Source organism: Oceanobacter sp. 3_MG-2023, assembly GCF_030688925.1.
In the GTDB taxonomy this organism is placed as follows: Bacteria; Pseudomonadota; Gammaproteobacteria; order Pseudomonadales; family Oceanobacteraceae; genus Oceanobacter.
The window spans coordinates 121,725-148,078 of the sequence record NZ_JAUYVX010000011.1 but is presented as its reverse complement, the minus strand read 5'-3'; the positions used below and the strand labels follow the sequence as shown (position 1 = coordinate 148,078).

At 50.6% G+C, this 26,354-nt stretch carries 23 protein-coding genes, 1 tRNA gene, 1 other RNA gene and 1 pseudogene; 11 read left to right on the top strand and 15 right to left on the bottom strand.

The window, feature by feature from the left end; all coding sequences use genetic code 11:
- Positions 1–116 (bottom strand): transposase (locus Q8W32_RS11545; RefSeq protein WP_305415019.1); only part of this gene is annotated, 116 nt, incomplete at its 3' end.
- A gap of 122 nt (positions 117–238) precedes the next feature.
- On the opposite strand from Q8W32_RS11545, the pseudogene Q8W32_RS11540 reads away from it, so the two are divergent.
- Positions 239–1,126: pseudogene (locus Q8W32_RS11540) on the top strand (IS256 family transposase); the annotation flags it as partial.
- 76 nt (positions 1,127–1,202) lie between these two features.
- On the opposite strand, the gene Q8W32_RS11535 reads toward Q8W32_RS11540, so the two are convergent.
- From Q8W32_RS11535 to Q8W32_RS11520, 4 genes are all read right to left on the bottom strand, one after another.
- The gene (locus tag Q8W32_RS11535; protein WP_305415011.1) at positions 1,203–3,662 is read right to left on the bottom strand and encodes a toll/interleukin-1 receptor domain-containing protein; all 2,460 of its coding nucleotides are present in this window, start codon (positions 3,660–3,662) and stop codon (positions 1,203–1,205) included.
- A gap of 215 nt (positions 3,663–3,877) precedes the next feature.
- Positions 3,878–4,771: a transposase gene (locus Q8W32_RS11530; protein ID WP_305415018.1), complete on the bottom strand. Its 894-nt coding sequence runs from the start codon at positions 4,769–4,771 to the stop codon at positions 3,878–3,880.
- A 72-nt stretch (positions 4,772–4,843) separates the two neighbouring features.
- Positions 4,844–5,161: a hypothetical protein gene (locus Q8W32_RS11525; RefSeq protein WP_305415010.1), complete on the bottom strand. Its 318-nt coding sequence runs from the start codon at positions 5,159–5,161 to the stop codon at positions 4,844–4,846.
- Positions 5,158–5,382, bottom strand: a complete 225-nt coding sequence (locus Q8W32_RS11520; protein ID WP_305415008.1) for an addiction module protein — start codon at positions 5,380–5,382, stop codon at positions 5,158–5,160. Before Q8W32_RS11520 ends, Q8W32_RS11525 begins: the two co-directional genes overlap by 4 nt.
- Before the next feature lie 544 nt (positions 5,383–5,926).
- On the opposite strand from Q8W32_RS11520, the gene Q8W32_RS11515 reads away from it, so the two are divergent.
- Positions 5,927–6,673, top strand: a complete 747-nt coding sequence (locus Q8W32_RS11515) for a proteasome-type protease (protein ID WP_303432992.1) — start codon at positions 5,927–5,929, stop codon at positions 6,671–6,673.
- Between the two features lie 39 nt (positions 6,674–6,712).
- On the opposite strand, the gene rnpB is transcribed toward Q8W32_RS11515, so the two are convergent.
- Together rnpB and rsmI are read right to left on the bottom strand one after the other, a co-directional pair.
- Positions 6,713–7,087, bottom strand: an RNA gene (rnpB, locus tag Q8W32_RS11510) — RNase P RNA component class A.
- Between the two features lie 87 nt (positions 7,088–7,174).
- Complete coding sequence (rsmI, locus tag Q8W32_RS11505; RefSeq protein WP_303432994.1) at positions 7,175–8,032, bottom strand: 16S rRNA (cytidine(1402)-2'-O)-methyltransferase; 858 nt, start codon at positions 8,030–8,032, stop codon at positions 7,175–7,177.
- Between the two features lie 31 nt (positions 8,033–8,063).
- On the opposite strand from rsmI, the gene Q8W32_RS11500 reads away from it, so the two are divergent.
- The 3 genes from Q8W32_RS11500 to Q8W32_RS11490 all read left to right on the top strand — a co-directional run bounded on the left by Q8W32_RS11500 (position 8,064) and on the right by Q8W32_RS11490 (position 10,884).
- Positions 8,064–9,830, top strand: coding sequence for a penicillin-binding protein activator (locus Q8W32_RS11500; protein ID WP_305415006.1), 1,767 nt, complete (start codon positions 8,064–8,066; stop codon positions 9,828–9,830).
- Between the two features lie 12 nt (positions 9,831–9,842).
- Positions 9,843–10,205, top strand: coding sequence for a YraN family protein (locus Q8W32_RS11495; RefSeq protein WP_303432998.1), 363 nt, complete (start codon positions 9,843–9,845; stop codon positions 10,203–10,205).
- Positions 10,206–10,299: 94 nt separating this feature from the next.
- The gene (locus tag Q8W32_RS11490) at positions 10,300–10,884 is read left to right on the top strand and encodes a phosphoheptose isomerase (protein ID WP_303432999.1); all 585 of its coding nucleotides are present in this window, start codon (positions 10,300–10,302) and stop codon (positions 10,882–10,884) included.
- A 60-nt stretch (positions 10,885–10,944) separates the two neighbouring features.
- On the opposite strand, the gene Q8W32_RS11485 is transcribed toward Q8W32_RS11490, so the two are convergent.
- The 3 genes from Q8W32_RS11485 to Q8W32_RS11475 form a co-directional block, all read right to left on the bottom strand.
- On the bottom strand, positions 10,945–12,222 hold the full coding sequence (locus tag Q8W32_RS11485; protein ID WP_305415004.1) for an NAD(P)/FAD-dependent oxidoreductase: 1,278 nt from the start codon (positions 12,220–12,222) through the stop codon (positions 10,945–10,947).
- A gap of 597 nt (positions 12,223–12,819) precedes the next feature.
- The gene (locus Q8W32_RS11480) at positions 12,820–13,479 is read right to left on the bottom strand and encodes an NADPH-dependent FMN reductase (RefSeq protein WP_303433002.1); all 660 of its coding nucleotides are present in this window, start codon (positions 13,477–13,479) and stop codon (positions 12,820–12,822) included.
- A gap of 50 nt (positions 13,480–13,529) precedes the next feature.
- Positions 13,530–14,189 (bottom strand): YoaK family protein, encoded by a 660-nt coding sequence (locus Q8W32_RS11475; RefSeq protein ID WP_303433003.1) that lies wholly within the window; start codon positions 14,187–14,189, stop codon positions 13,530–13,532.
- A gap of 667 nt (positions 14,190–14,856) precedes the next feature.
- Between Q8W32_RS11475 and yiaY the strand changes: the two genes are divergently transcribed.
- Both yiaY and Q8W32_RS11465 read left to right on the top strand, forming a co-directional pair.
- Positions 14,857–16,008 (top strand): L-threonine dehydrogenase, encoded by a 1,152-nt coding sequence (gene yiaY, locus Q8W32_RS11470; RefSeq protein WP_303433004.1) that lies wholly within the window; start codon positions 14,857–14,859, stop codon positions 16,006–16,008.
- 254 nt (positions 16,009–16,262) lie between these two features.
- Positions 16,263–17,729 carry an anion permease gene (locus Q8W32_RS11465; RefSeq protein ID WP_305415003.1) on the top strand — a complete coding sequence of 489 codons (1,467 nt, stop codon included), beginning with the start codon at positions 16,263–16,265 and terminating at the stop codon, positions 17,727–17,729.
- 100 nt (positions 17,730–17,829) lie between these two features.
- Here Q8W32_RS11465 and Q8W32_RS11460 read toward each other — a convergent pair whose 3' ends face one another.
- The 5 genes from Q8W32_RS11460 to hemA all read right to left on the bottom strand — a co-directional run bounded on the left by Q8W32_RS11460 (position 17,830) and on the right by hemA (position 22,762).
- Positions 17,830–18,633, bottom strand: coding sequence for a DUF2971 domain-containing protein (locus Q8W32_RS11460; RefSeq protein ID WP_305415002.1), 804 nt, complete (start codon positions 18,631–18,633; stop codon positions 17,830–17,832).
- 81 nt (positions 18,634–18,714) lie between these two features.
- Positions 18,715–19,473, bottom strand: a complete 759-nt coding sequence (locus Q8W32_RS11455; protein WP_305415001.1) for a molybdopterin-synthase adenylyltransferase MoeB — start codon at positions 19,471–19,473, stop codon at positions 18,715–18,717.
- A 51-nt stretch (positions 19,474–19,524) separates the two neighbouring features.
- The gene (gene prmC, locus Q8W32_RS11450) at positions 19,525–20,394 is read right to left on the bottom strand and encodes a peptide chain release factor N(5)-glutamine methyltransferase (RefSeq protein ID WP_305415000.1); all 870 of its coding nucleotides are present in this window, start codon (positions 20,392–20,394) and stop codon (positions 19,525–19,527) included.
- Positions 20,391–21,476: a peptide chain release factor 1 gene (prfA, locus tag Q8W32_RS11445; RefSeq protein WP_303433010.1), complete on the bottom strand. Its 1,086-nt coding sequence runs from the start codon at positions 21,474–21,476 to the stop codon at positions 20,391–20,393. The genes prmC and prfA overlap by 4 nt, the downstream gene beginning before the upstream one ends.
- Positions 21,473–22,762, bottom strand: a complete 1,290-nt coding sequence (hemA, locus tag Q8W32_RS11440) for a glutamyl-tRNA reductase (protein WP_303433011.1) — start codon at positions 22,760–22,762, stop codon at positions 21,473–21,475. Before hemA ends, prfA begins: the two co-directional genes overlap by 4 nt.
- A gap of 169 nt (positions 22,763–22,931) precedes the next feature.
- Between hemA and Q8W32_RS11435 the strand changes: the two genes are divergently transcribed.
- From Q8W32_RS11435 to Q8W32_RS11420, 4 genes are all read left to right on the top strand, one after another.
- Complete coding sequence (locus Q8W32_RS11435; protein ID WP_305414999.1) at positions 22,932–24,773, top strand: tetratricopeptide repeat protein; 1,842 nt, start codon at positions 22,932–22,934, stop codon at positions 24,771–24,773.
- Positions 24,763–25,389 (top strand): lipoprotein insertase outer membrane protein LolB, encoded by a 627-nt coding sequence (gene lolB / locus Q8W32_RS11430; protein WP_303433013.1) that lies wholly within the window; start codon positions 24,763–24,765, stop codon positions 25,387–25,389. Before Q8W32_RS11435 ends, lolB begins: the two co-directional genes overlap by 11 nt.
- Positions 25,382–26,257 carry a 4-(cytidine 5'-diphospho)-2-C-methyl-D-erythritol kinase gene (gene ispE / locus Q8W32_RS11425; RefSeq protein WP_305414998.1) on the top strand — a complete coding sequence of 292 codons (876 nt, stop codon included), beginning with the start codon at positions 25,382–25,384 and terminating at the stop codon, positions 26,255–26,257. The genes lolB and ispE overlap by 8 nt, the downstream gene beginning before the upstream one ends.
- Before the next feature lie 2 nt (positions 26,258–26,259).
- Positions 26,260–26,334, top strand: a tRNA-Gln gene (locus Q8W32_RS11420).
- The last annotated feature ends 20 nt before the right edge of the window (positions 26,335–26,354 follow it).

Sequence of the window (26,354 nt, the reverse complement as noted above, 5' to 3'; positions counted from 1 at the left end):
CTTTCACCAATTCCCAAGGACGCGCTCGCCTGGGGAATCGTGTAACCTTGATCCAGCACCAGGCTGGCTGCTTCCTGCTTGAATTCAGGAGAAAAGGAACGTCGCTTGCTGGTCATCAGACACCTCGTTTATGGTGGCGATATTACCACCTACGTTGGTGTCCGGAATCATTGAACCACTACACCCCTATAGTTTACCCTCTACAAGGAGTGACACATCATGTCTGATAAATACGAAATTGTTCGCTCTCGGGAACAGCTACCAGAGCATCCGGGAATACCTACTGGAGATGTACGGTACTGAGGTCTCAAACGGCACGATTAACGCTATCACTGACCGTTTAGTGCCTGAACTCAGGGCTTGGCAGGAACGTGAGCTGGAAGCGGTGTATCCGTTTGTCTGGCTGGATGCCATCCACTACAAAATCAAAGAAAATGGCCGCTTCGTCTCGAAAGCCCTGTACACGATTTTAGGCCTGAACATCGAAGGCAAAAAGGAACTGCTGGGGCTGTATCTCTCAGAAAGCGAAGGTGCTCGCTACTGGCTGAACGTGCTGACCGATCTGCAGAACCGGGGCGTAAAAGACATCCTGATCGCCTCGGTGGATGGCCTGAAAGGCTTCCCGGAAGCGATAGAAACCGTTTACCCAAAAACAGAAGTACAGCTCTGTATCGTTCACCAGATCCGCAACAGCGTGAAGTACGTGGCCAGCAAGAACCAGAAAGCTTTTATGTCAGATCTGAAGTGCGTTTACCGCGCCACGACTCAGAATGCCGCCGAACAGGCGCTGGATGAGCTGGAAGCGAAATGGGGCGCGCAATACCCGCTGGTGATCAAGTCCTGGCGGAGTAAGTGGGAGAATCTCTCCGTTTACTTCAAGTACCCGGAACAGGTGCGCAAAGCGATTTACACGACCAATGCGGTTGAGGCGGTGCATCGCCAGTTCCGTAAACTGACCAAGACCAAAGGTGGCTTCGCCCATGAAAACGCGTTGCTCAAGCTGCTGTACGCAGGTATGTTGAAGGCATCCGAAAAGTGGACGCATCCGGTGCAAAACTGGAACCTGACGCTGTCGCAGCTGAGCATCCACTTCGAAGGACGGATCGACAGCTACGTGGATCTGTAAGTAATGGGTGACACAGAACTATGAACACCCTCGGGCTGGAGGCTAGATACCTCCGGCTACCCGATTAGTGCTTTACTCAAATTGATGTGAGTCTTTGTATAAACTCATCTAAAGCCTCTCTTCTGACTCCATAGAGTTCAGATTTTACTAATTGAATAGCATCTGATTTTTCGCCCGTTAAAGCCATAAATATAGACTTGTATCTAATGTATGTCCTATATGTTTGGGTGTTTTTAGACTCTCTTTTGTCCAGTAAACTAATGGCATATTTTAATTTTTCAATATTTTTATACTGAATAGCTAAATCGGCTAAAGTTAAGATGGGATAAGTCACATCAGGAAACTCTTCTATAGTTCCTTCAAGTATCTTGTACGCCTCATCAACTTCATTATCAAAGTATGCAAGTATTTTAGCCCTAGCACTGGAATACATTTCCTGCGCTCTATCAGATGGATCCGACTGTAAACGACTAACAATTTCCTCTATTAAAGGCCTATCTTCAGAAGATTTTTCTTTATGAAAAATACACGATAAATAATTATTTGCATTTAAAGGATTATTTGGCATCCTATTGTAAACTTGCTTAGCAAGGTCATAAGCTAGCTCATGCTCATCACTTTGCATATATACAAGAACAAGCTCACTTTTAACTCTAAAATCATTAGGTTTTCTTTCTAAAACTCTCATGTAGCTTCTGATAGACTTTTCTTGATTCCCCAATATTCGGTAATAGAAGCCATGTAGAAATGAGCTTTCAGGCTCATTAATATTTTTTACAACGCCAAAGAAATCAGAGTTACGCAGCCTAGCTAAGGCTTGGCACTTTAAGAAATAGACATGAGAAACTAATTTATCATGCAAATACTTTTCGTTAAGTAATATCCGATCAGAAAGCCTCACAACCTCTTTATAATTTGCACTACCTCCTTTGTCATATAAAGATTTTATGGTTTTCACAAAGTATGAAGGGATAAGAAGCCTCTCAGGCACTTCCTCCCCAGAAATTAGTGCTTGCTGTATTGAAAATATATAGTCAGAAACATCTCGATTATCATCAGAATATGACGCAAAGAATTCTTTAACATGGGCATTAAGTCTTTCATTAAACTCAGTAGGCATCCCAAATCTACTGCGAGAAACATAGTCTCTAACAACCTCGCTTACGCGAATATAGTCACTTGTTGTTCCGAGACGCTCACAAATTGATGAGAGCATAAATGAGCTCAATATTGGGTAGTACTCATTTTCTGGAACCAAATCAAATAAGAATTCAAAGCTTATGAACTCAAACTTAGAAAGGAAATACAAAAAATGCAGTTCCTTTTCGTTTTCTTTCAAGGAGTCTACAATTAACTTAGCTTTATCCGTCGCATATTCTTGTATTAAGTGAGAGTTTTTCTTTGTTTCGAAGACACTAGTCTCGTCAATCATATCGACTGCATATATGATTTGTTCAGGGTATCCAGTCAATAAATCTGAAAAGAAACCTAAATCATCCCTGCTAACATCTAAATTCTTGAACTTAGAATATCGAGATAATAACCCTCTTCTTTCAGACTTATCTAACTCTGGAATTTCCTCCATGTAGTATTCTTGCTCCTTAAATGCAATATTCCTATTTGCTCGGAATTTACTCGATATGCAAAAAACTAAATGTTCTTCATTAGAAATTTCACTGACTATATTTTTGAACCAATCAACTATTTCGCCATTGAATTGGACTAAAGATCCTCTATCTTCTATTAGGACTCTTTCTTTTTCTGAAACCATTGCTTTAATAAGATTTTTGGCAATCTCAACTTTATCTTCTATGAGTGTTTCAAGAAAATTTAAATTTTGTATCTCATCAGAAAACCCTAAATCATTAATTTTAAGGATAAAATCTTCAATGCTATCATTGGGGTCTAAAGAGATCTGTGGGAATTCATAAGAATCCCTTATCACGTTTGCTTTCTGAAGAGACTGTTTAATAAATGATTTTCTTCCTATAGAAGTTAAACCAGATGCAATAAATACAACAGGCGGTTTTTTTGAAAAATCATCAAATCGAGATTCCACATTATTTATTTTTTCATTTCGACCAACAAATATTTTCTCCCTTTCTCGAAGAGTTGGATGATTTCTCCAAGTTAACTCTCTCAAACGAGAGTTAATCTTTCTAGCTGCTATTTTGGGTTGTTTTATTTGCTGGATATTTAATTCTTCTTTCATCCACTTGGGAATTCTAGAATCTTTATGAGTTATGTCTTTCTCAATAATTATTGGGTATATTCTGTCCAATTTCCCAGAGTCAACTTTATCTTTTGCGATTTCAAGTTCATTTTTCACCCATTCAGACTCTAGAGCGTGATCTGAAATAAAGATGACGAATAGAGATGTCTCATCTAATCCGTTGATTATTTCTTCGGCTGGTGACATTCCAGCTTCAAAAGTTTCTTCATCAAATATTTTGGTTTCAGACCTCAACAATGAGGCTACTTTCCTAACATAAGAATCTTTATCGGCAGAGCTATGTGACAAAAAGCATTTAATCATCCTAATTCCTTGTTGCGATCTCTAAATTATTCCCAGCACTAACGAGCCTGTAGAAAAACCTGTTTCTAACCCGTTTTTCCCACCAACAACTCGCTCTCTGTTGTTAATTGTTGATTGCCGGTTTTGCCGGTAATCGCTTGTTTATTCTGTGTTTCCAGCCTTTTTAGGCTTTGGTTGTCTGTAAGCCAAGTATCGTGCTGCTTTCAGTGCCTGTTTTAAGGATGTATTAGCTCTGTTTTACTGGCTGAGATGCCGTATTTTGCCAGTTTTTCTACATTATGCACCAGGCAATAAAGTTGCCATTGCCCCTGTACTTTGGTTTTGCTTCTCAGGCTGAAGCGGTTCAGTCTTTTGTTGATGCCGATGTTGCCGAAGACCGGTTCGACAACGGACATCCGGTGGCTGTAAATTTGTTTGCCGTGGGGGCTGTCGACGCGATATTTCATCCAGTCGGTGTAACTCGGTGGCCGTTTGTCATTTAACGGAAAGCTGACTTGGCGGCCTGCACCTTTACGGTGATTGGCTGCGGATGGGTTCTTCATGCCGCTGTCTTTTTCCTGATGTTCACTGAGGTGATGACGAATCAGGCGTTTGAGTTTCTGGCGTTTCTGTTCCAGCTCTTTAAAGGTGCCTGACCATTCCTTAGCGGCATTGGAGCGCATTTTACAGCCATCAATGGCAAAGAGTTCATGGCCTAAAAGCCCCTGCTGATCACAGATTAACAGCACCTGTTCAAACAGGTCTTCAATGGCTTTCGGCTGACTACTGACAAAATGAGCAAGGGTGGTGAAGTGCGGAACGGTATCACAGGACAGGGCTTTAAAAATAATGTTGGTTTCGCAGCACCACTGAATCTCACGGCTGGAGGTGATGCCTTTAGAATAAGCAAACAGGATGATTTTTAGCAAAATGATTGGATCATAAGCCGGACGGCCTTCCGTGTCGTTTTTGTAGGGCTGGTGAAAAGCAGAGAGATCGAGCTTTTCAGCCTCTTTATAAAAAACAGGGGTAATGCAGGGCATACTAAAAGTACCCGGCTGAAGCTGTTCCAGGTAATTAATCACCACCATCGACGTTTGGTTGTAGTCGTAGTGCTTGAATCGAACCATCACCGCCTCCTGCGTTTCAAAACCCGATCAGACCATCGTTCGGGAGGTTTTTCTACAGCCTGAACGCCCGTCTCACGCGCCGGTTTGCAGCCGATTATTAAAACCTGCCCAGCCAATACTGAGGACGCCGCCGGGCATGTGAAACAGCCAGAATCTGAAAGCCGTCAGGCCTTTCTCGGTAAACGATAGAAAGGGGAAATCTGTGAAGGGGCGCTCGACGAATATCTGGCTGCGATTCAACTTGCCAGCTTTTGGTGACTCGCCAACTAAAGCGGCCAGGGCCTCAAATTCCTCTATGACGGCACCACCCAATCCCGGAACTTTTGATTCGTAATAACCAACTGTCTCCAGGAACTCGGCTTCCGCTGCCGGGTGAAAAGAATAGTTCATTTGATCAGTGCTCTAGCCTTCCTCATAACATCCTCACCAGACACAGCCTGCACTGTACCAGTGTCCAGCTCTTCGCCTCTGCGTCGAGCCTCAAGCAACCAATCGGATTTGAGTTCGTCTTCTGACGGAGACTCCAGGCTTAACACCAGTCGCTGGATCAACTGGGCTCGCTCTTCTTGCGGGAGGTGTAGCGCCTCGTCTTCAATTTTCTGGAGATTCATAAAATAACCTCTCGTTCACGTATTGCTTGATTTTGACACGGATAGGTAACAGGTGCCACGACTCCGTTTTTACGCTTTAACGAGGCTGTAGAAAAACCTGTTTCTAACCCGTTTTTCCCGCCAACAGCTCGCTCTCTGTTGTTTATTTTCGATTGCCGGTTTTTGTCAGTCATCGTTTGTTTGTTCTATGTTTCCGGCCTTTGCGGTGATTGGCTGCGGATGGGTTCTTCATGCAGCGGTGCTTTTTGTTGCAGTTCCGGCCTTGCAGCAGCCTGCCTTCAAAATAGGCGATGGGCTGGCCTTGGCCGTTGTCTCGTGTACCGCGATGACTGATCTTGTTCCCTGCCGGGCAGATGCAGGTCATACGGATCGGGTCGAAGTTCACCTGTTTCAGGACGGTGAGTAGCATTCCGTAAATCTGTTCACTTGTGTGATTGACCCGACATATTCGCCGACTACAATGGCTGCCAATCTTACCAGGCGCTCGCTGTTCACAAAGGGTATGCGTACAGCAGAGATCGCCTTTTTACAGGAAGCATGCATCATGACCTACTGCGTCGCACTGAAAGTCGAGAACGGACTGGTTTTAACATCCGACTCCCGCACCAATGCCGGTGTTGACCATATCGCCAGCTTCCGCAAATTGCATGTTCTCGAAGTACCGGGAGAGCGCGTTATCTTCCTGCAAAGTGCCGGTAATCTGGCCACCACGCAAAGTGTGATTACGCTGCTGCAAACCACCATCCGTAACGCTGAGCGCCATGTACTGAATGTCCCGACCATGTTTGACGTTGCCGAACTGGTGGGCAAAACCATCCGCGAAGTGATCAAGCGCGACCAAGGGCAATCACAAGGTGTGGATTTCAGTTGCAGCATGTTGATCAGTGGGCAAATCAAGGGCGAACCCCACCGCCTGTTCCATGTGTACTCACAAGGCAACTTTATTGAAGCCGGGGAAGACACGCCATACTTTCAGGTTGGCGAAAGCAAATACGGCAAGCCGATACTGGACCGCATTATCGACTTCAACACCCCGCTGGATCGCGCCATGTTGTGCAGCCTGATTTCGATGGATTCGACCCTGCGCAGTAATCTGTCGGTCGGTATGCCGCTCGATCTGGTCTGTTATCACGCGGGCAGTGTCAAAAACCCGGGTCTGATCCGGCTGCAGGAAAACGATGAGATGTTCCATCAGGTGCGCCTGGCCTGGTCGGAAGGCATCAAGGAACTGTTTGACAGCTTGCCGCTGCTGACCCGTGACGTCTGTCAGCCGATAGCAGACGAGGCATAAAAAAACCCTCACTGGCACAGCCAGTGAGGGTTTTCAAATAACCGGAGTCGGCCGATAAGCCGGGTTCTGTCTTGGACAATCATTCATCTAGGCCAGCAATTGCTCACTGGCTCAAGCGACCTACCCGTTCCCAGCGCGGGCCGCGCCTGTAGGGAACCTATTTGGTCTTGCTTCGGGTGGAGTTTACCGTGCCACGAACTGTTACCAGACGCGCGGTGCGCTCTTACCGCACCCTTTCACCCTTACCTGATCCTGCTTTTTACAAGAAAAAGAGGCCATCGGCGGTTTGCTCTCTGCTGCACTGGTCGTAGGCTCACGCCTCCCAGGCGTTACCTGGCACCCTGCCCTTTGAAGCCCGGACTTTCCTCCCCCTGCATGCTGAAACATACAAGCGACGACTGTCTGGCCGACTCCGGCGCGGAGACTATCATAAAAATGTCATACAGCACACCGGCAGAACCGCAGCGCAGCGGTGCTGGTGCTGGCTGGCTGTCAGCCAGATCAGGCGTCTTTCCAACCCAATGCTTTTTGATACAGCTCTTTTTTATTCTCGCCGGTCAGTTCAGCAATAATGGCGGCGGCTTTTTTTGGTGGCAGCTCGGCCAGCAATAGTTTGAACAGCCGTTCGGTATCGATTTCAGACGCTGGTGATGGTGATTGATTACCACTGACCATTACCACAAATTCGCCTTTTTGATGATCCTCATGGCTCGATAGCTGGGCATGGATATCCATCAATGTACCGCGATAAAAACTCTCGAAGGTTTTGGTTAATTCCCGCGCAACCACAGCCTCGCGCTGATCACCGAGCACTTCGGCCATATCCGCAAGGGTATATAAAATCCGGTGTTTGGCTTCGTAGAAAACCAGAGTACAGGTATCTTGCGACACGGCTCGCAAGCGCTCTTTGCGGCCACTGCTTTTGTGAGGCAAAAAACCTTCAAAGGTAAAGCGGTCGGTGGGTAAACCGGCAGCCGACAGAGCGGTAATAATGGCGCTGGCCCCTGGAATCGGCACCACCTTGTGGCCAGCCTGGCGTAACGCCTGCACCAGAGGATAACCAGGATCAGAAATCAGCGGCGTGCCAGCGTCGGATACCAGAGCCATATCATGGCCCTGGTCCAGGTGATCTTTCACCTGCTGGATACGCTCACGTTCGTTGTGATCGTGTACCGATAACATCGGCTTGCGCAGGCCGAGGTGCTGGAGCAATCTCTGGGTATGTCTGGTATCCTCGCAGGCAATGATATTCACGGCACTCAGCACTTGGCGGGCCCGCTCAGTCAGGTCAGCCAGGTTGCCAATAGGCGTTGCCACGACGTACAGCGTGGCGCTAACAGAATCGGGAAGAGAGCTCATGCGGGGAAATACACCTGGGGGATGGAAATTCTTGGCGACCGCAACAGCGGCTATGCTGTTGGGTCTTGCTGGATGCACTACGACACCTCAAGACACGACTCCGGTAAAGGCCATTCAGCCTGTACAGGTGAGTAATGCCGAGCTGCTGCAACGCGCTGGTACTGCGATTGAAAGGGGCGAGTTTGGCAACGCCAGACAGTATTTGCAACAACTGCAGCAACGGAACCTGACGAACAGCGAGCGTATCGAGCAGTGGTTAGTCGCCACGGTGCTGGCGTTAAAGTCCGGCCAGCCCGACGATGCCGAACAGTCTCTGCAGCAGTTACAGTCCCTTCGAGACCAGGCTACTCCGTCCCAGGATTCCCGTATCAGTTTGTTACGCGCCACACTTTACGGCCAACGTGGTGAGCACTATGCCGCGGTACAAGAGCGAGTGTTTATTGCGCCTCTGCTGCAAGGTTCGTTGGCCAACAGTAACCATGAGGCCATCTGGGGTCAGTTAATGGCCATGTCGGAAGAAGAACTGGCCGACAAGCGCGCAGAAAATACCGGCTCGGTTCTGGGGCAATGGATTGAACTGGCTCTGCTAAGCCGTCATTCCAGCCTCAGTGTCGACGAGCAACTTGCCTCGCTGGCGCTGTGGCGTCGTCAAAACCCCACCCACCCTGCTGCCCTGCAGTTACCCGGCAGTCTGGCCTACCTGACCCAATTGGCCAACCAACGGCCAGAGCGAGTGGCTCTGATGTTACCGTTATCCGGCCCGCTGGCCGCTTCCGGAGAAGCCATTCGGGATGGTTTTCTGGCAGCCTATTATCAGGCCATTGCAACGGAACAGCCGACCCCGGAAGTCACTCTGATCGACAGTCAGGGCGTGGATTCCATCAGCCAGGGATACGCGGAAGCATTAATGAGTGGTGCCCAGTGGGTTGTTGGGCCGGTCAGCAAGCAGGAAGTCGTCGCGCTGGAGCAGCGCCAGGATTTGGCCATTCCGACACTGGCACTGAACTACGGTGATCCCGCCGCAGACAACGAAGCCACCACGTCAGCCAACCTGTACCAATTTGGCCTTGCCCCTGAAGATGATGCCATACAGGCTGCAAACCAGGCTTGGGCCGATGGCCACCGCCGGGCGCTGGTGATGATTCCCGAAGGTTCTTGGGGTGAGCGCATCTTTACGGCTTTCCGCGATCACTGGGAAGCCTTGGGCGGCGTACTGGGAGAAACCCGTTTCTATACGCAACAGAACGATTACAACCCGGATATCAAAGCCCTGTTGAACGTGGACGACAGCGTCAACCGTAACCGGAAAATGCGACAGCTGTTACGCCAGACCACTGAATTTGAACCTCGCCGTCGTCAGGATATCGACTGGGTATTCCTGGTAGCTCAACCGCAACAGGCGCGCCAGATCAAACCAACGCTGGCCTTTAACTTTGCCGTTGATTTACCCGTGTACGCCACATCCCACGTATACAGTGGCCATAACGATACTGATCACGACCGTGATCTCGATGGTATCCGTTTTTGCGACTTACCCTGGGTGCTGGAAGGTGGCCCGCTGTATGATCAGGTCGAGCAAAACAGCGACAATGGCCAGGGCCCTTACCTGCGCTTGTACGCGCTGGGCGTCGATGCCTATCGCCTGTTACCGCGTCTGCCACAGCTGCAGGCTTTCCCGAACAGCCGTCTGGAAGGCGAAACCGGTGTCATACAGCTGGATGCCGAACGCCGCGTTCATCGCCAGAGCGTTTGTGCCATATTCCGTGATGGCCGTCCGGTACTGCTGAGTCAGGAATAACCGGGTGGTTCGATGACCTCGCAACGGCTATCCCGTCGTGCCCAGGGCCAACAAATAGAAGACGCTGCAGAGCAGTTCTTGTTGGCTCAGGGACTCACACTTGAAGCCCGCAACTATTACACCCGTCGGGGTGAAATAGATCTGGTCTGCCGCCATAACACGGTGCTGGTATTTATCGAAGTCCGTTATCGCAAGCGTAACGCCCATGGTTCTGGTGCAGAATCTGTCACCCCCGCGAAACAACAAAAGCTGCGTCTGGCGGCCGAGCACTATCTGCAACACCGTTATCCTCACGCCTTGCCGGACTGCCGTTTTGATGTGTTATCCGGCAGTGGTAAACCGGTTATCTTTGACTGGATACAAAATGCCTTCTGACTCTTACTGTATTTGATAAGCAATTCCTTCTGGCATGTTGGTCTTGCCCGGTCGATGCATTACCATTGGCTGCTTCTGTTGACGGAGAACCGCCGTGCAAGATCGCATCATCAGCCATTTTGGCAACAGTATTGAAACCAAGGCGCTCGCTGCCGAACAGCTGCCGCCATTTATTGAACGGGGCGGCCAAACCATGGTGAACGCCATCCTCAGTGGCAACAAGATTCTCAGTTGTGGCAACGGTGGCTCGGCTGGCGATGCCCAGCATTTTTCCTCGGAAATGCTCAATCGTTTTGAACGCGAGCGGCCAGGACTGCCTGCTTTTGCCCTGACCACCGACTCATCCACCATGACGTCGATTGCCAACGATTACAGCTACAATGAAGTGTTTTCCAAACAGATTCGGGCACTGGGTAACAAGGGGGATATTCTGCTGGCGATCTCCACCAGTGGTAACTCTGCCAACGTGGTGCAAGCGATTCAGGCTGCCCATGAGCGGGAAATGACCGTGATTGCCCTGTCGGGTAAGGATGGTGGTGACATGGCATCGCTGCTGACCACCGACGATGTGGAAATCCGCGTGCCTTCGACGGTAACCGCACGTATTCAAGAGGTTCACCTGCTGGTGATCCATTGTCTTTGCGACTATATCGACTGTTCGCTGTTCGGCGAGGAATAAGACAGGGCAAGGCGAGCAACTGGCTCGCCTTGCCTGTTACCTTGCTACCTTAATGATCTTTCAATGATCTTTCAGGCGATGAATGCCTAACGCCTTCAAGGTGTACTTTTCAAAGATCGGTTCACTGGAACCGCTTTTCATCTTGCGCATAAAGTACTTCTCAAAACCCACCTTGGCCAGATGCACCCATTTGCCTTGTTTGAACCAGGTGACATTACGCGGTGGAATCTGTGGAATCGCCACAAACGCTGCCCCGGTATCTCCCATATCAGCCAAACAGATCGCACTCCAGGTGCCTTTGGAATCCGCCACACCCCCTTCCAGATCGGCCTGCAGATTATGCGCAATGGCAGTCATCATGGATTCAATCATATAGCCGGTTTTGGGTGTCCCGGTTGGCACTGGCGTCTCTTCTACCGGCGGAATCGCCACACACACCCCAGCGGCATAGATATTTTTCCAGGTCGGGTTACGCTGGAATTCATCAATAATCACAAAACCTTTCGGGTTTACCAGCCCTTCCACCGCCGCTACCGGTTCGACCCCGGCAAAGGCTGGCAACATCATGGAATGTTTAAATGGCACTTCGTGCTGCTGTTTTAATGAACCGTCGTCGTTCATCTCGTCCACATACATCATGCCTGCTTCTACCCGCGTCACATTGGCATTGGTAATCCATTTGATATGACGGTTACGCAGCTCGCTTTCGATCATCGATTTTGAATCGCCTACGCCACCCAGGCCCAAATGGCCAATATAGGGTTCGCTGGTGATATAGGTCATGGGAACCTGGTCCCGGACTTTTTTCTTGCGCAGTTCCGTTTCCAGAATAAAGGCGTATTCATATCCAGGGCCAAAACACGAAGCCCCCGGAAATGCGCCAACAATCACTGGCCCTGGCTCATCAATCAGGTTATCCACATCGTCACGGCAAGCTTCAGCATGATCCAGCGTACACACCGACTGGGTAAAACCACCGTGCGGGCCTGCTCCTTCCACCGCGGCGAAATTCAGTTTTGGGCCGGTACAAATAACCAGATAATCGTACTGTTGCAGAGAGCCATCTTGTAGCGTCAGGCAGTTCTCGTCCGGATCGATTGCCGTTACCGCAGAGGCAATAAATTCGATACCTTTCTTTTCCAGGTAGGGACGAATCGGGAAGCTGATTTCCGGTCGCTCACGCCAGCGTACTGCAATCCAGGGGTTAGACGGCACAAACTGGAAGTCTTCCCGTTCATTAATTACCGTGACCTGATGGTCTTTGCCCAATAGCTCCCGGATTTCATATGCCCCGGCCATGCCGCCTGTGCCTGCACCCAATACAATGACTCTTGCCATGCTCAGCCTCTCTTTTTTTTGTGTGTCGATACCATTAGGGGACACCTATTTAATCCGGTGCTCACTCTGGGCCACCGGATGGTTTCGAATCACGAAGCCGACTTGCAGGCCTGACGGGTCAAGTCAAAAGTCGGCGACACCGAGTCGAGATCATCCAGCAGCCCCCGAAGGGCAAGGGTTGCCGTCGTCCAGTGCGGTGTTGACGAATTTGAAAAGGACTCGTCATTTCGCTGCATTCATCGCCTTGCCCTGAACAACGGCAACACTCGCGCAGAGCCGTGCAGGATTAAATAGATGTCCCCATTACATTAGCAACAGAGAGGCCAATATTCCTCAACAGGAATATTTAAAAATTATGACAAGCAATCACTAATAAAATCAAAGTGTTGGACAAGCCAGCCCAAGCAACAACTGGCACACGATAAACATAACAACGGAGTGTGGTCGGGAAATTTTGTTGAAACAGGCCATTTGGCTGCCATTATTTTCAGTAGACTGCCAAAAATGACAGGCAACAAAAATCACCCAAACAACCCCTGCCAGCGGCTGGCAGGGGTTGTCTGTTTCCCAATCAATTCTGGATCAGAGAGTGACCGGCTAAGGTGCGTTACGCTCAGACGGGTCGGTTTTGAAATCTTGCAGCAAGGTGTGTGGATTCACCTCACTCCGGTGAGTAGCGGTAGCTTGCGCCCACCAGACCAGTTGACTGAAAGCCCGATCAAAATAACCAAACCAGGCCCCCTGCTCTTCCCCGGCTTGCATCGAACCATCAGCAGCAAACACAGCCTGGGCCTTGGGTACATGAATCATGGCAGACACAGACAAGCAGCCCAATTCCGCCAAAAACGTACGCATTCCTACCGCAGCTCGCATACCACCCCACTGACCTGCCGAGTAAGTCACGATAGCGCTGGGCTTGTAGGAAAATAGTGAACTGCCAAAATGATTCAGTAAATTGGCCAGTGCAGGACTCATCGAATGGTTATATTCCGGGCTGACCATAATAAAGCCATCGGCGGAGGCAATTTTCTCTGCCAACCGATTCAGCGCGGCAGGTGCCCGGCCTTCTGCATACGCAAAATGCGGTTTGAAAACCGTTTCGAGCGGATAATCCAAAGCATCAATCAATTCGATGTCGTGCTCTTTATAACGCTGTTCAAGACATGTCAGGCAGGCTTTTGCCACCCGCTCACCCAATCGAGCTGGTCGTGGCGGGGTACTGTCGCGCACAGTGCCCAGAAAAATCAGTAATTTCATACACAGCATCCATCATATAAAGTACAGCTGCCCAAACAAACACATACCGGTTATTTATGGGTTCTGGTGTAAATTCGATAGATCAACGCCATAACCATACAGACAGCCGCCGGAAACAGCAGGGTCATAAAATAGTATTCACTATAGAGTAAAACACCGATAACACCACCGGATATAAACCCGGCAATAATAAGAGTAAACAGTTTTAATTTCCTGATATCGAGTTCTTCGCCACGAAGAAACGCACCGATCATGATTCCAAGATCGGTAAAGATACCGGTAACATGTGTTGTTCGGATAATTGCCCCACTATAGGTAGTAGCCATGGCATTTTGTAAACCACAGGCAGCAGATGCCAGATAATGCCCATAAAAAAATTCTTTGGATAATAGCAAAAAAGCCATTGTCAATAAAACCGCTTCCAGTATCAGCAGGGTATCGTAATGTCGCCCCAGTTTCAGGGCAACACCATGCAGCATGAAGCCGGATATTGCCGACCCCATCAAAAAGGCCAACATAAGACCAGAAATATGAAGAACATTTCTTAAAGAATCTGTAATCAGGCTGGTACCCAGCAATGTAGCAATACCCGACAAATGAGAAACTGACTGATGTTCGAATCCTAATAAACCGACTGCGTTAACAACACCGGCGATCAATGCCAATACAAAAGCGCCGGTTTCAACCCATTTGGGCAATTGTGAAATCAATCCCAGGGTACTCCTATACCGCTAGAGTCCACCACCAAGGTGAACGATACCTAGTCATAAAAACAACAAACCAAAATCCAATTCCATGTGATATTTCCCAGCCTTGCAGAAACAAAGAAATATTCATTCAACGCCTCATACTCTAGCGAGATTTGTTATCTCTGGCCAGAGTAAGGCTTTCATTTGATGATTATTTGCTCAATTTTCAGACGATAGTAGAACACCACAGCAGGGGTAACAGCACGACCCGGGACAGGATGACAGCGGCCAGCCTTCCCTTTGGCCCTGTCGGTGAACCAAGGAGAAGCATGGGGTCATGACTCAAACAGCCGCTGCGAGCCAGCACCGGGCTCGCCATACTCTCGTGACTGTGCCGTGACTGTGCTGTGCCGTGCTCAGTGACGTGCCCCGTGCTGTTCTCTTCGACGCCAGCAGGCTATTCCAAGCCCAACATGAAAATGTTTATCACTTATACAGCCAGCAATATAATATATATTTTTTCAATGATTTATAATGAATAATTCAGCGACATACTGTTCTGTTTTAAAATATTCTGAAAATCATATTCATGCCCTGCGGATCAATCGATACTTGCGTTATATCAAGTACTTCTAACAAATAGAGGTCTACAGTTTACTTGCCATTAAAATTCTTTGAGGATTGCATTATGCCTGCTACTACTTTTTATATTCCTAGTGTCAACCTGATGGGCAGCGGTTGCCTGAAAGAAGCAGCGACAGCCATTGAATCCTACGGCTGGAAAAAAGCACTGATTGTTACCGATGCACCGCTGGTCAAACTCGGTGTTGTGGGTCAGGTTGCTGAGTTATTGGCCTCGCACAATGTCACCTCGGTGGTTTACGACGAAGTCAAACCAAACCCCAACGTCACCAATGTCGAGCACGGCTTGGCCATCCTGAAAGAAAACAACTGTGATTTTGTGATTTCCCTGGGTGGCGGTTCACCTCATGACTGCGCCAAAGGTATCGCTCTGGTAGCCACCAATGGTGGTGATATTGCCGACTACGAAGGTCTGGATCAGTCCGCCAAGCCGCAGTTGCCACTGGTTGCCATTAACACCACCGCAGGCACCGCCAGTGAAATGACCCGCTTCTGTATCATTACTGACGATACTCGCCATGTAAAAATGGCCATCGTCGACAAGCACACCACGCCGCTGCTTTCCGTCAATGATTCCGATCTGATGCTGGGTATGCCCCCCTCACTGACCGCCGCCACCGGTATGGACGCACTGACTCACGCCGTCGAAGCCTATGTATCAACCGCAGCTACTCCGATTACCGACGCCTGCGCCCTTCAGGCCATTCGTCTGATCAGCGACAACCTGCGCACTGCTGTCACCGATGGCAGCAACGCAGAAGCCCGCGAGCAAATGGCTTACGCTGAGTTTCTGGCAGGCATGGCTTTTAATAACGCCTCTCTGGGTTATGTACACGCGATGGCTCACCAACTGGGCGGTTTTTATGACCTTCCTCATGGCGTGTGTAATGCCATTCTGTTGCCACATGTACAGGCTTTTAACGCCAAGGTCGCGTCACCACGACTGGCTGATATAGCCGCCGCAATGGGCTGTGATGTACTGGGTAAATCCGCTGAAGATGCCGCCCAAGACTGCATCGCCGCAATTCGCACCCTGTCTGCGGATGTCAATATTCCAGCGGGTGTTGCCCAGTTGGGAGCCAAGGAAGAAGATATCCCGACGCTGGTTGAAAATGCCATGAAAGATGCCTGTGGTATCACCAACCCGATCCAGCCAACATTTGAAGAAGTGGCGCAAATCTTTAAAGAAGCCATGTAAAACAGAGGTAATCATTCAGCTCAATAATGGATGATTACCCAGCCCGATTATTCATCGATACCTGGGTGAATAATCGGGCTGACCATAACAACATCATTGAGCCATAATGACTCAGACCAACCAATAGCAGGCAAGCATAAACTGCTATAAACATTATCGAAGCACAGCCTGTTATTATAGGTAACATCAATCCAGAAGCATTATTTATAACGCATTAACTCACACCCCTTTGTCCACTGAATAAGGATCTGAATATGCAAGCTGGAGGCATTAAAATCATTCCGGCCACGGTCAGCCTCATCATTATTTTACTGATCTGGTTTGTTATTCCTGTGCCTGAAGGCGTTTCGCCTTCAGCCTGGCATTTATTGGCGCTTTTTGTGGGTACCATTGCTGCCATTATCGGTAAGGTGATGCCCATTGGTGCCATCGCCATGCTGGCCATCACCCTGGTTGCTATCACCGGCGTCACCAACGACAGCCCCAAAGGAGCCATTGCAGACGCTCTCAGTGGTTTTTCCAACTCATTGATCTGGCTGATTGGTATCGCCATCATGATTTCCCGAGGCTTGGTTAAAACCGGTCTTGGCAATCGGATTGGCTATCATTTTATTGCTTTATTTGGCAGTAAAACCCTCGGAGTCGGTTATGCCCTGGCGTTATCCGAACTGGTGCTGGCCCCTGTCACCCCCAGCAATACCGCCCGTGGTGGTGGCATTATTCACCCCATTATGAAATCCATTGCCGGCAGTTTTGGCTCTTGCCCGGAGCAAGGAACACAACGGAAAATAGGCCATTACCTGGCACTGGTGAACTACCACAGCAACCCTATTACCTCTGCCATGTTTATTACCGCCACGGCTCCGAACCCGCTGGTTGTCAAACTCGTCGCCGATGCTACCGGCATGGCGATCAGTATCAGCTGGGCAACCTGGGCGCTGGCCGCATTATTGCCCGGGCTGGTATGTATTCTGCTGATGCCGCTGATTATCTATTGGATTTACCCACCAGAAATTACCCAAACACCCGACGCCCGCCGTTTTGCCCATCAGCAGCTGGATGATATGGGGCCCATGCATTTTGACGAAAAAATCATGGTTGGTGTTTTTGCCCTGTTATTGATTTTGTGGGCCGGGTTGCCTGCCATCCTGTTTGGCGATGCCTTTGCCGTTAATACCACCGCCGTGGCTTTTCTCGGGTTATCGGTCTTGCTGGTGTCTGGCGTATTGAAATGGGACGATATACTGAAAGAAAAATCCGCCTGGGACACCGTCGTCTGGTTCTCAGCACTGGTTATGATGGCAACCTTCCTGAATAAACTGGGGCTGGTTGGCTGGTTTTCCCATCAGGTTGAGAGCCATATCGCCGACTTTGGTTTTAACTGGCAATTATCGGTGCTGATTCTGGTGGCGGTGTATTTTTACGCCCACTACTTTTTTGCCAGCACCACCGCGCATATTACCGCCATGTTTGCCGCATTTTATGCTGCTGGGCTGGCGCTGGGAGCACCACCCATGTTTCTTGCCTTGCTGATGGCTGGCGCCTCTTCCCTGATGATGTCCCTCACCCATTACGCCACCGGCACCTCACCAATTATCTTTGGCTCTGGCTACGTCTCCATGGAGGACTGGTGGATCATGGGCCTGGTAATGAGCGTGGTAAACCTGATTATCTGGACGTTGGTTGGGGCGATTTGGTGGAGTATATTAGGGTACTGGTGATCACGAAGTAAGCGGTTACTAAAAGATTGGCGGAATGTATTTGGTGCCCGGCTAGAAGCCTAATAATTACAGGGGGAGGTTGCTCCCCTTTTTAGCTGGATTACGGTTTAGCAATCAGATTCCATGAATGCAAATCAGGATTACATCGCATGACCTTGATACCTTTTTCTCTCCAAGAATTTAATAAACCCTTGAGTTCTTCTCCAGTCAATACATTTTTCTTTGTTACATTTTTACGAATATGGTGCCCCAAATATATTTCTTTTATTGAGTTTTCTGGTATATCAAAACAATATAGAGGCCTACCAGAAATAGTTATTTTAGTCCACTCATCGTGACGACCTTGTCCGATATAATAACCCAAAGGAATTCCTGATATTTCTTTAACCACTCTTACTTCCTCCTCGTAACCCCATTCGATTGACTTGTATAAGAATGCCCTTTTCACAAGATTAAATGCATCTGGATCAAATCTCAATTCTTGCCCAATTTCCATGAGAGTATCTGCACTAATAACTGGCAAGTCTTTATGTGGTTTGGTTGCAGAGTAAATCACTTCGCCATATTGACTAGGAATAACGCATTTTTCGACACAAGAAAATCCAGCAATATCAACATCAATTCCTATGACAACACCTTGATGTTCATCTCCATAGTGTGACCACATCAAACTATTTAGCGGCTGCCTGGTTAAAGACAAGATTCCGTATTTTCTGGAAAATCTGTTCCTGCACGCCGCTGCCGCTGTAGCTAAATCAGAATTTATCTCCGTCCCATTATTCGTAAAACCAAAAGCGGTACATTCAAATGGATCATTCAAATCTTCGAGGCATAAAAAGCCTAATGATAGAGTATCAATGACCTTACATGCAGTTTCAAAGGACATGTACTTATATAAGATCATGGAAGCGCCTTTTGAGAGCTAACGTGGAAACGAATCGGTCTTCTGCCACACTTTGCTGCTCTGGTCACAAATAGTAAACAACTACTCTGGCTGACCACAATCCGGGCAATGCGGGTTGCCGGGTAATTCCCAACAACGCTGATCCCCTGTCAGGGCGTCGAATGTCTTCAGTCGACCTGGGCGGGTGTCGCCGATCCGGGCAATAAATTTCAGCGCTTCCAATGCCTGTAATGAACCGATAACCCCAACCAGAGGGGCCAGCACGCCACTGTCGGCGCAACTGAGTCCATCACTGTTCAGGTCCGGGTAGAGGCAGCGGTAACACGGGCTGTTGCTGTCTCTTGGGTCAAACCAGATCCATTGGCCTTGTGTGCCCGTAGCGGCAGCCGATAACCATGGCGTCAAGGTTGTCAGGCAGGCCTGATTCAGCTGGTAACGAATATCGGCATTATCGGTGCAATCCAGCACCACATCGACGCTATCCAGTTGCTGTTGCAACCAGGTTTGATCGGCTCGACGCTGAATGGCTGTTACCTGGCAGTCCGGGTTGAGTGCTCGCAGGTTGGTCGCGGCGGAATCGACTTTGGCGCGCCCGAGGTCGGCATCGCCGTGGATAATCTGGCGCTGTAGGTTGGACAATTCCACCTGATCGTCATCGACCAGGATCAACTCGCCCACACCGCTGGCGGCCAGATACAGTGCAACCGGAGAGCCCAATCCACCCAATCCGATGATCATTACCCGGGCGCGTAACAGTGCCAGTTGGCCATCAAGGTCCAGCTCTGGCAGCAAAAGATGACGGCTGTAACGCAGTAGTTGTTGATCTGAGAGAGTGTCCATTTTCTATTCCTTCGACAGGATGGCTTGGGTCATACGCATCAGGCCAACACCTCAGGCCAACCGGATTTGAGGCCAGCGTCCGCCAGTAATGCGTGGCTGGCCGCCCAGATCATGCCGGGTATTGATATCGACAAAGCCCTGTTGCGCCAAACAGGCGGCAACCGCTTCTGCCTGTTGATAGCCATGTTCCAGCAACAGCCAGCCGTCGGCGTTAAGAAAAGCCGGTGCCTGGCTGATGATATATTTCAGGTCTGCCATGCCTTGTTGTTCCGCAACCAGGGCACTGCGCGGCTCGAAGGCCACATCTCCTTGCACCAGATGCGGATCATCGGAGTCGATATAAGGCGGATTGGAGACGATAAGGTCAAATTGCCCGCTCAGGGCGTCAAACCAGTGGCTGTGCAAGAAGGTGGCCTTGATCTGGTTACGCCGGGCATTACGCTGTGCCAGTTCAACGGCGGGCAAACACACATCGCCCCCGGATACCTGCCAGCTCGGCTGTTCGCTGGCTAGCGCCAGGGCAATAGCACCGGTGCCGGTACCAAGGTCCAACACCCGCGCGGTGGCCAGCAAGGGTAATTCCAATGCCCATTCCACCAGGGTTTCGGTATCGGGGCGGGGAATCAGAGTGCTGGCATTCACTTCCAGATCGAGTGACCAGAATGCGCGCTGACCCAGAATATGGGCTATCGGCTCTCCTTCACAGCGACGTACTAACAGCGGTTCGAGTTGCTCGTGTGCGGCGGCCGCCAGGGTTTTGTCACCCCAGGTATAAAGCCAGGTACGAGGCTTTTGCAGTACATGGCCAACCAGTAATTCGGCATCCAGCCGGGCGCTGCTGTCTTGCGGGTCATGGGCATGACAGCTTGCTTCCAGCCGCTGTCGTGCAGCTGCCAGCCAGGCGTCGATGGTCTGACTCATTGGCCGGACATATCCGCCAGCAGGTTAGCCTGATGTTCCTGCGCCAACGGCCCGAGAATCGGGTTGAGGTCACCCTGTACAATCTCGTCGAGCTTGTACAGGGTGAGGTTTATGCGGTGGTCGGTGACTCGCCCTTGCGGATAGTTATAGGTGCGGATTCGCTCAGAACGGTCCCCCGATCCCACCAGGCTTTTGCGGGTGGCAGCCAGTTCGGCATGAGCTGCCTGCCGCTGGGCATCACGCAAGCGAGTCGCCAGAACGGCCAGTGCCTTGGCGCGGTTTTTATGCTGCGAGCGTTCGTCCTGGCATTCGACAACCAGACCTGTCGGCAAATGCGTTACGCGAATAGCGGAGTCGGTTTTGTTGATGTGCTGACCACCGGCACCGGAGGCACGAAAGGTATCGATACGGAGATCATTTTTGTTGATATCGATTTCTTCTTCACTGTCGACTTCTGGCATCACTGCAACGGTACAGGCCGAGGTATGAATACGCCCCTGGCTTTCGGTTTCTGGTACGCGCTGCACCCGGTGGGCACCGGATTCAAATTTCAGCCGCGAGTAAACATCCGTCCCGGCAATGCGCGTGATCACTTCCTTGAAGCCGCCGTGTTCACCTTCGCTGGCGCTCATCAGTTCGGTGCGCCAGCCCTGGGTTTCGGCAAAACGGGTGTACATGCGATACAGGTCACCGGCAAAAATTGCCGCTTCGTCGCCACCTGTGCCGGCCCGGATTTCGACAATCACGTTGCGGCCATCGTCCGGGTCTTTTGGTAATAGCAGGATTTCCAGCTCGCCGCTCAAGGCTTCCAGCTGTGCCTTGGCGGCGTGCTGTTCTTCTTCGCCCATGGCGCGCATGTCGGGGTCGCTGTCATTGGCCAGCAGATCAGCTTCATCCAGGTCAGCTTGTGCTTGCTGGTAGCGGCCAAAGGTCTGGGCCAGGCTTTCCAGCTCGCTGTATTCTCGTGATAGTTGGCGGAACTTGTTCTGATCGTTAATCACTTCCGGGTCGGAGAGCAAGTGTCCGATTTCTTCGTAACGCTCGGAGAGCGATTCCAGTTTGTGCAAAAGGGAGGCTTTCATGTTCTATCATCGCTGTTGCTGGCGGCATCGGCGGCATCACTGAGCTGGAACAGCTCACGGGTACTGTCGAAGACATCCATGCGACCGTCGGCGGCTGCTTTACGCAGGGCAATCGTCGGTGCATGAAGCAGTTTATTGCTAAAAGTATGGGCAAACTGGCGCAGGACTTTTTCGGGTTCGGCACCGTTCTGCAGTTGTTTGATCGCTTTGATCAGCTGTTCTTCACGCAGTGTGTCGACATGAGAGCGCAGGTCCGTCACGGTATGAACGGCATCGAGCACTTTCAGCTCGCGCATAAAGTGTTCAACGCCCGCCAGAATCAGCTCTTCGGCTTGTTGCGCGGCGTCTTCACGCGAGCGGACATTTTCTTCAATGATATTGCGCAGATCATCGACGGTGTACAAATAGACATCGCTCAGGTCGGCGACTTCAGCCTCAATATCACGGGGAACGGCAATATCAACCATGAACATGGGCTTGTGGCGGCGTTTTTTAAGGGCTTTTTCAACCGCGCCTTTACCCAATACCGGGAGCGGGCTGGCGGTAGAGGTGATCACGATATCGGCTTCGGTCAGTACTTCCGGTATATCTTCCAGCAGCACCGCTTCGGCGTGAAATTCTTCGGCCAGATGTTGCGCCCGTGCCAGGGTACGGTTGGCGACAATGATTTTTTCAATACCCGCCTGGCGTAAATGCCGGGCCACCAGTTCGATGGTTTCCCCGGCACCAATCAACAGCGCGGTGCTGCGACCCAGGTCGGCAAAAATATGCTGTGCCATCCGTACGGCAGCAAAGGCCACCGAGACCGGGTTCTCTCCAATGGCGGTATCGGTGCGGACGCGTTTGGCAATCGAGAATGTCTGGCGAAACAGCCGTCCCAATTCGGACCCGACGCTGCTCGCTTCCTGCGCTACGGCGAAAGCGGACTTCATTTGCCCGAGGATTTGTGGCTCACCCAGTACCAATGAGTCCAGCCCACTGGCGACTCGCATGGTGTGTTGTACCGCTTCTTCGCCTTCGAGACAGTAAAGTGCGTTATCCAATTCTCGTGCATCCAGCCCATGATGCCCGGCAAGCCAGTCTCTAACGTGTGTCCAACGGAACTCTGCAGACGATCCGTAGATCTCAGTACGGTTGCAGGTTGAAAGAATGACAACCTCGGCAGCCGCCTTGTCCTGGCAAATGTCGACCAGAGCGGCGGGCATGGTAGCGGGATTAAATGCAACGCGTTCACGCACGGACACCGGTGCGGTCTTATGGTTAATTCCCAGAACCCAGATACCCATTACGCTGTGTGCTACCCCTGATCGAAAAGCGCGGATTATAAACGCCAGCGCTTGGCTTTACCGCTTAAATCTTTGACTTAGTGTGTCATCTAACCCTAAATAGACACAAAATTTTCTGGCAATTCAGGTGTTATCGACTCCTGAAGGCCCTCGTTCCGGAAGAAACAGAGTGTTCACAACATCGTTGACAGCCGCTCCGAACGCGACATCTTTACTGCATTCAGCCGGTAGTAAAGGTGCCTCTCTCTCTCATTGGCTCCTCACAACCCTGGCATTCGGCATCCTGCTGCCGGGCTGTGCCAGCCAACAAATGCAGCCTGATGAGCCTCTTGCCAGTACTCCGGCAATCACACAATCGACCGAGCCAGAAGAAACCGCTGTTGCTGCTGACGAAGTCGAAGACGAAAGAGTGGCCAATTTCAGCCAGACAGAACTGGTCGAACTGCTCACCGCCGAGTTTGCCGGACAGCGTCAGCAGTTCGAACGTGCTCGTGACGGTTATCTTGCTTCCGCCAAGCGCACCGGCAATCCACAAATTGCTGCCCGAGCTACCCAGGTCTCCCAATATATGGGAGCGTATCCGCAAGCGATCCAGGCCGCCAATATCTGGCTTGCTGCCGATCCTGGCAACGCCGAGGTCCATTGGCAACTGGCGCAGTTGTATATGGCACAACGGCAGTTTGTTGATGCGCTGGGACATTTACAAAAATTGCAGGCGCTCACCGGTGACAGTCATTACGAATTACTGGCTTCTACTGCGTCTCTCGGTGCAGAAAGTGATCGCAGGCCATTGCTTGATGCTCTGTCACAAGCACTGCAGGAAGATCTTGATAATCCGTCGCTCTGGACTGCGGTGGGAATTCTGGAACAAGGTACTGGCAACGATACCAGCGCCCTTGAGCATTTCAACCAGGCATTGGTACTGGATAGCGCAAATCTGCCGGCATCGGTCTTCAAGGCGCGAATGCTGGCAGCAAGAAGTGACAAACTTGCTGCTCTGGCCTGGGTCGAGCAAGTCCTGCAACAACACCCTGACCATAAAGGTATGCAAGTGCTGCGTGCCCGGCTCTTGCTGAATACCGACCAGATCCTGCTCGCCCGACAGGCTTTCAGTGACTTGCACCAGCAATACCCTGGCGACCATACCGTGTTGCTGTCATTGGGGCTGATTGAATTTGATATGGGAGAAGATCAGTCCTCTTACCAGCATCTGGTCAGTCTGCTGGAGAGTGGCGCGCATCAGAATCAGGCACTGTTTTATCTCGGACAACTGTCAGAGCGGCTTAATCAACCGGATCAGGCGCTTGAGTATTATATCCAGGTTAAAGACAGCCGAGAGTTTATGCCCGCCCACCTGAATGCCGCGGCACTGATCGCCGAGCAACAAGGTATCCAGAGCGCCGTTGCTTACCTGACAACCTTGCGCCAGAGCTTCCCCAAAAGACACACAGAACTGACCATACTGGAAGCCAGCCTGCTGACCGACTATGGCCAGTATCAGGAGTCAATGGATCGTTATACCCGGCTTATTAATGACAACCCCAATGATGCCAAGGTTATCTACTACCGGGCATTGGTCGCCGAACGCATGAATAACCTGCCACTCATGGAACAGGACCTGAGGCGGGTTATTGAGCTGCAACCCGACAACGCCGATGCCCTCAATGCCCTCGGCTATACTCTGGTCGACCGCTTGCATCGTATTGAGGACGGCTTGCCGCTGCTGCAACGGGCGCTGGCATTACGTCCCAACAGTCCAGCCATTATCGACAGCCTGGGCTGGGCCTACTTTAAACTGGGTGACTACCAGAAAGCCGAACCCTTGCTACAGCAAGCCTTTACTATCATTGCCGATCATGAAATCGCCGCTCATTACGGCGAACTGCTCTGGATCACCGGGGCGCAACAACAGGCCAAGGCCGTCTGGCAGTCCGGACTGCAAGATCAGCCTGACAGCACCATTATCGAGAACACGCTGCAGCGTCTGAAGGTCGATCTGAATGATCAGTAATCCGATCTCGATGGCGCACGCTGCGCCACACGTCCGCTCCCGATGGGTAGTGCCGCTGCTCCTGCTGTTCGTCAGCGCCCTCTCTTCCTGTTCGCTCTTGCCCGGTGACCAGCAGTTACAACAACGTCAGCTGGATCAACTGCAACACTGGCAGCTGCGCGGTAAATTATCGGTCACAACACAGAATGACAGCGTGACCGGCTACCTCACCTGGCAACAAGACCAGCAGCAGTACGATCTGTTTATTACCGGCCCCATGGGTCAGGGGTCATCCCGCCTGGAGGGTAATCAGCATAACGCGACCTTGACCTTGCCAAACCATGACCAGCCCCTGACCGCAGCCAACGCAGAAAGCTTGATGGCGGATCACCTTGGCTGGTACTTGCCGGTGAGTGGTATTCGTTACTGGGTCAAGGGGCAACCGGCACCGGATGGCGATGCCACCAGTCAGTTTGATGATTATGGTTTGCTCAGTCATCTACAGCAAAACGGCTGGACCTTGCGCTTTAGCCGCTACCAACAGCAACAGGGCATCTGGCTGCCCGGACTGATCAAGATCCAGGGTTACCATTACTCTCTGACTCTGGCGATTAACGAATGGACATTGTATGACTGATACTGCCAACCCCTGGGTCAGAGTACCGGCACCCGCCAAACTCAATCTGATGCTGCATATTACCGGTCGGCGACCCGACGGTTACCATAACCTGCAAACCCTGTTTCAGTTTCTCGATTACAGCGACTGGCTGGAGTTTCGGTGCCGAGAGGATGACCAGCTGACACTCACACCAGCCATTGATGGTGTTGAGCATGAATCCAACCTGATTATTCGTGCTGCGCGGTTGTTACAGAATCTTGCCAAAACACAAGGCCGGACTGTGCCCGGGGCTGATATTCGTTTGACCAAGCGCTTGCCAATGGGAGGTGGCCTTGGTGGTGGCAGTTCCGATGCCGCCACGACACTGCTCACTCTGAATCAATTATGGCAGTGCCATCAATCGCTCGACCAGCTCGCTGCCCAGGGTCTTGCCCTTGGAGCCGATGTGCCGGTTTTTGTACAGGGCCAGGCGGCCTTTGCTGAGGGTGTTGGTGAACAACTAACGCCGGTACCCGAGCTGGAAGAAAAGTGGTTTCTGGTGGTTCGGCCCGATGTCCATGTAAACACGGGAAAAGTTTTTTCACATAAGTGTTTGACAAGACACACTCCTGTAATTAATATGCGCCTCGCACTTGAGCAAGGGGGCAATAACGATTGCCAGCAAGTTGTCTCAATGATTTATCCTGAAGTTGGTAAAGCATTGAATTTGCTAAATAAATTTTCCTTTGCTAAGATGACGGGAACCGGAGCTTGCATATTCTCAAGCTTCGACTCGGAAGCAGAAGCCGCAAAGGTTTCTGAGCAGTTACCGGCTGAATATGAACGCTTTATTGCGCGGGGTATTAACTACTCACCAGCACATAAGATATTATTCAGACCGTCCTAGATTGGGGTGTCGCCAAGTGGTAAGGCAACGGGTTTTGATCCCGTCATCCGCAGGTTCGAGTCCTGCCACCCCAGCCAACTCTTTTTCTCCCAATTCA

Coding starts and splice junctions, on each gene's coding strand:
- Q8W32_RS11535 (WP_305415011.1), bottom strand. CDS start 3,662: ATGATTAAATGCTTTTTGTCACATAGCTCTGCCGATAAAGATTCTTAT.
- Q8W32_RS11530 (WP_305415018.1), bottom strand. CDS start 4,771: ATGGTTCGATTCAAGCACTACGACTACAACCAAACGTCGATGGTGGTG.
- Q8W32_RS11525 (WP_305415010.1), bottom strand. CDS start 5,161: ATGAACTATTCTTTTCACCCGGCAGCGGAAGCCGAGTTCCTGGAGACA.
- Q8W32_RS11520 (WP_305415008.1), bottom strand. CDS start 5,382: ATGAATCTCCAGAAAATTGAAGACGAGGCGCTACACCTCCCGCAAGAA.
- Q8W32_RS11515 (WP_303432992.1), top strand. CDS start 5,927: ATGACCTACTGCGTCGCACTGAAAGTCGAGAACGGACTGGTTTTAACA.
- rsmI (WP_303432994.1), bottom strand. CDS start 8,032: ATGAGCTCTCTTCCCGATTCTGTTAGCGCCACGCTGTACGTCGTGGCA.
- Q8W32_RS11495 (WP_303432998.1), top strand. CDS start 9,843: ATGACCTCGCAACGGCTATCCCGTCGTGCCCAGGGCCAACAAATAGAA.
- Q8W32_RS11485 (WP_305415004.1), bottom strand. CDS start 12,222: ATGGCAAGAGTCATTGTATTGGGTGCAGGCACAGGCGGCATGGCCGGG.
- Q8W32_RS11480 (WP_303433002.1), bottom strand. CDS start 13,479: ATGAAATTACTGATTTTTCTGGGCACTGTGCGCGACAGTACCCCGCCA.
- yiaY (WP_303433004.1), top strand. CDS start 14,857: ATGCCTGCTACTACTTTTTATATTCCTAGTGTCAACCTGATGGGCAGC.
- Q8W32_RS11465 (WP_305415003.1), top strand. CDS start 16,263: ATGCAAGCTGGAGGCATTAAAATCATTCCGGCCACGGTCAGCCTCATC.
- Q8W32_RS11460 (WP_305415002.1), bottom strand. CDS start 18,633: ATGATCTTATATAAGTACATGTCCTTTGAAACTGCATGTAAGGTCATT.
- Q8W32_RS11455 (WP_305415001.1), bottom strand. CDS start 19,473: ATGGACACTCTCTCAGATCAACAACTACTGCGTTACAGCCGTCATCTT.
- prmC (WP_305415000.1), bottom strand. CDS start 20,394: ATGAGTCAGACCATCGACGCCTGGCTGGCAGCTGCACGACAGCGGCTG.
- prfA (WP_303433010.1), bottom strand. CDS start 21,476: ATGAAAGCCTCCCTTTTGCACAAACTGGAATCGCTCTCCGAGCGTTAC.
- hemA (WP_303433011.1), bottom strand. CDS start 22,762: ATGGGTATCTGGGTTCTGGGAATTAACCATAAGACCGCACCGGTGTCC.
- lolB (WP_303433013.1), top strand. CDS start 24,763: ATGATCAGTAATCCGATCTCGATGGCGCACGCTGCGCCACACGTCCGC.
- ispE (WP_305414998.1), top strand. CDS start 25,382: ATGACTGATACTGCCAACCCCTGGGTCAGAGTACCGGCACCCGCCAAA.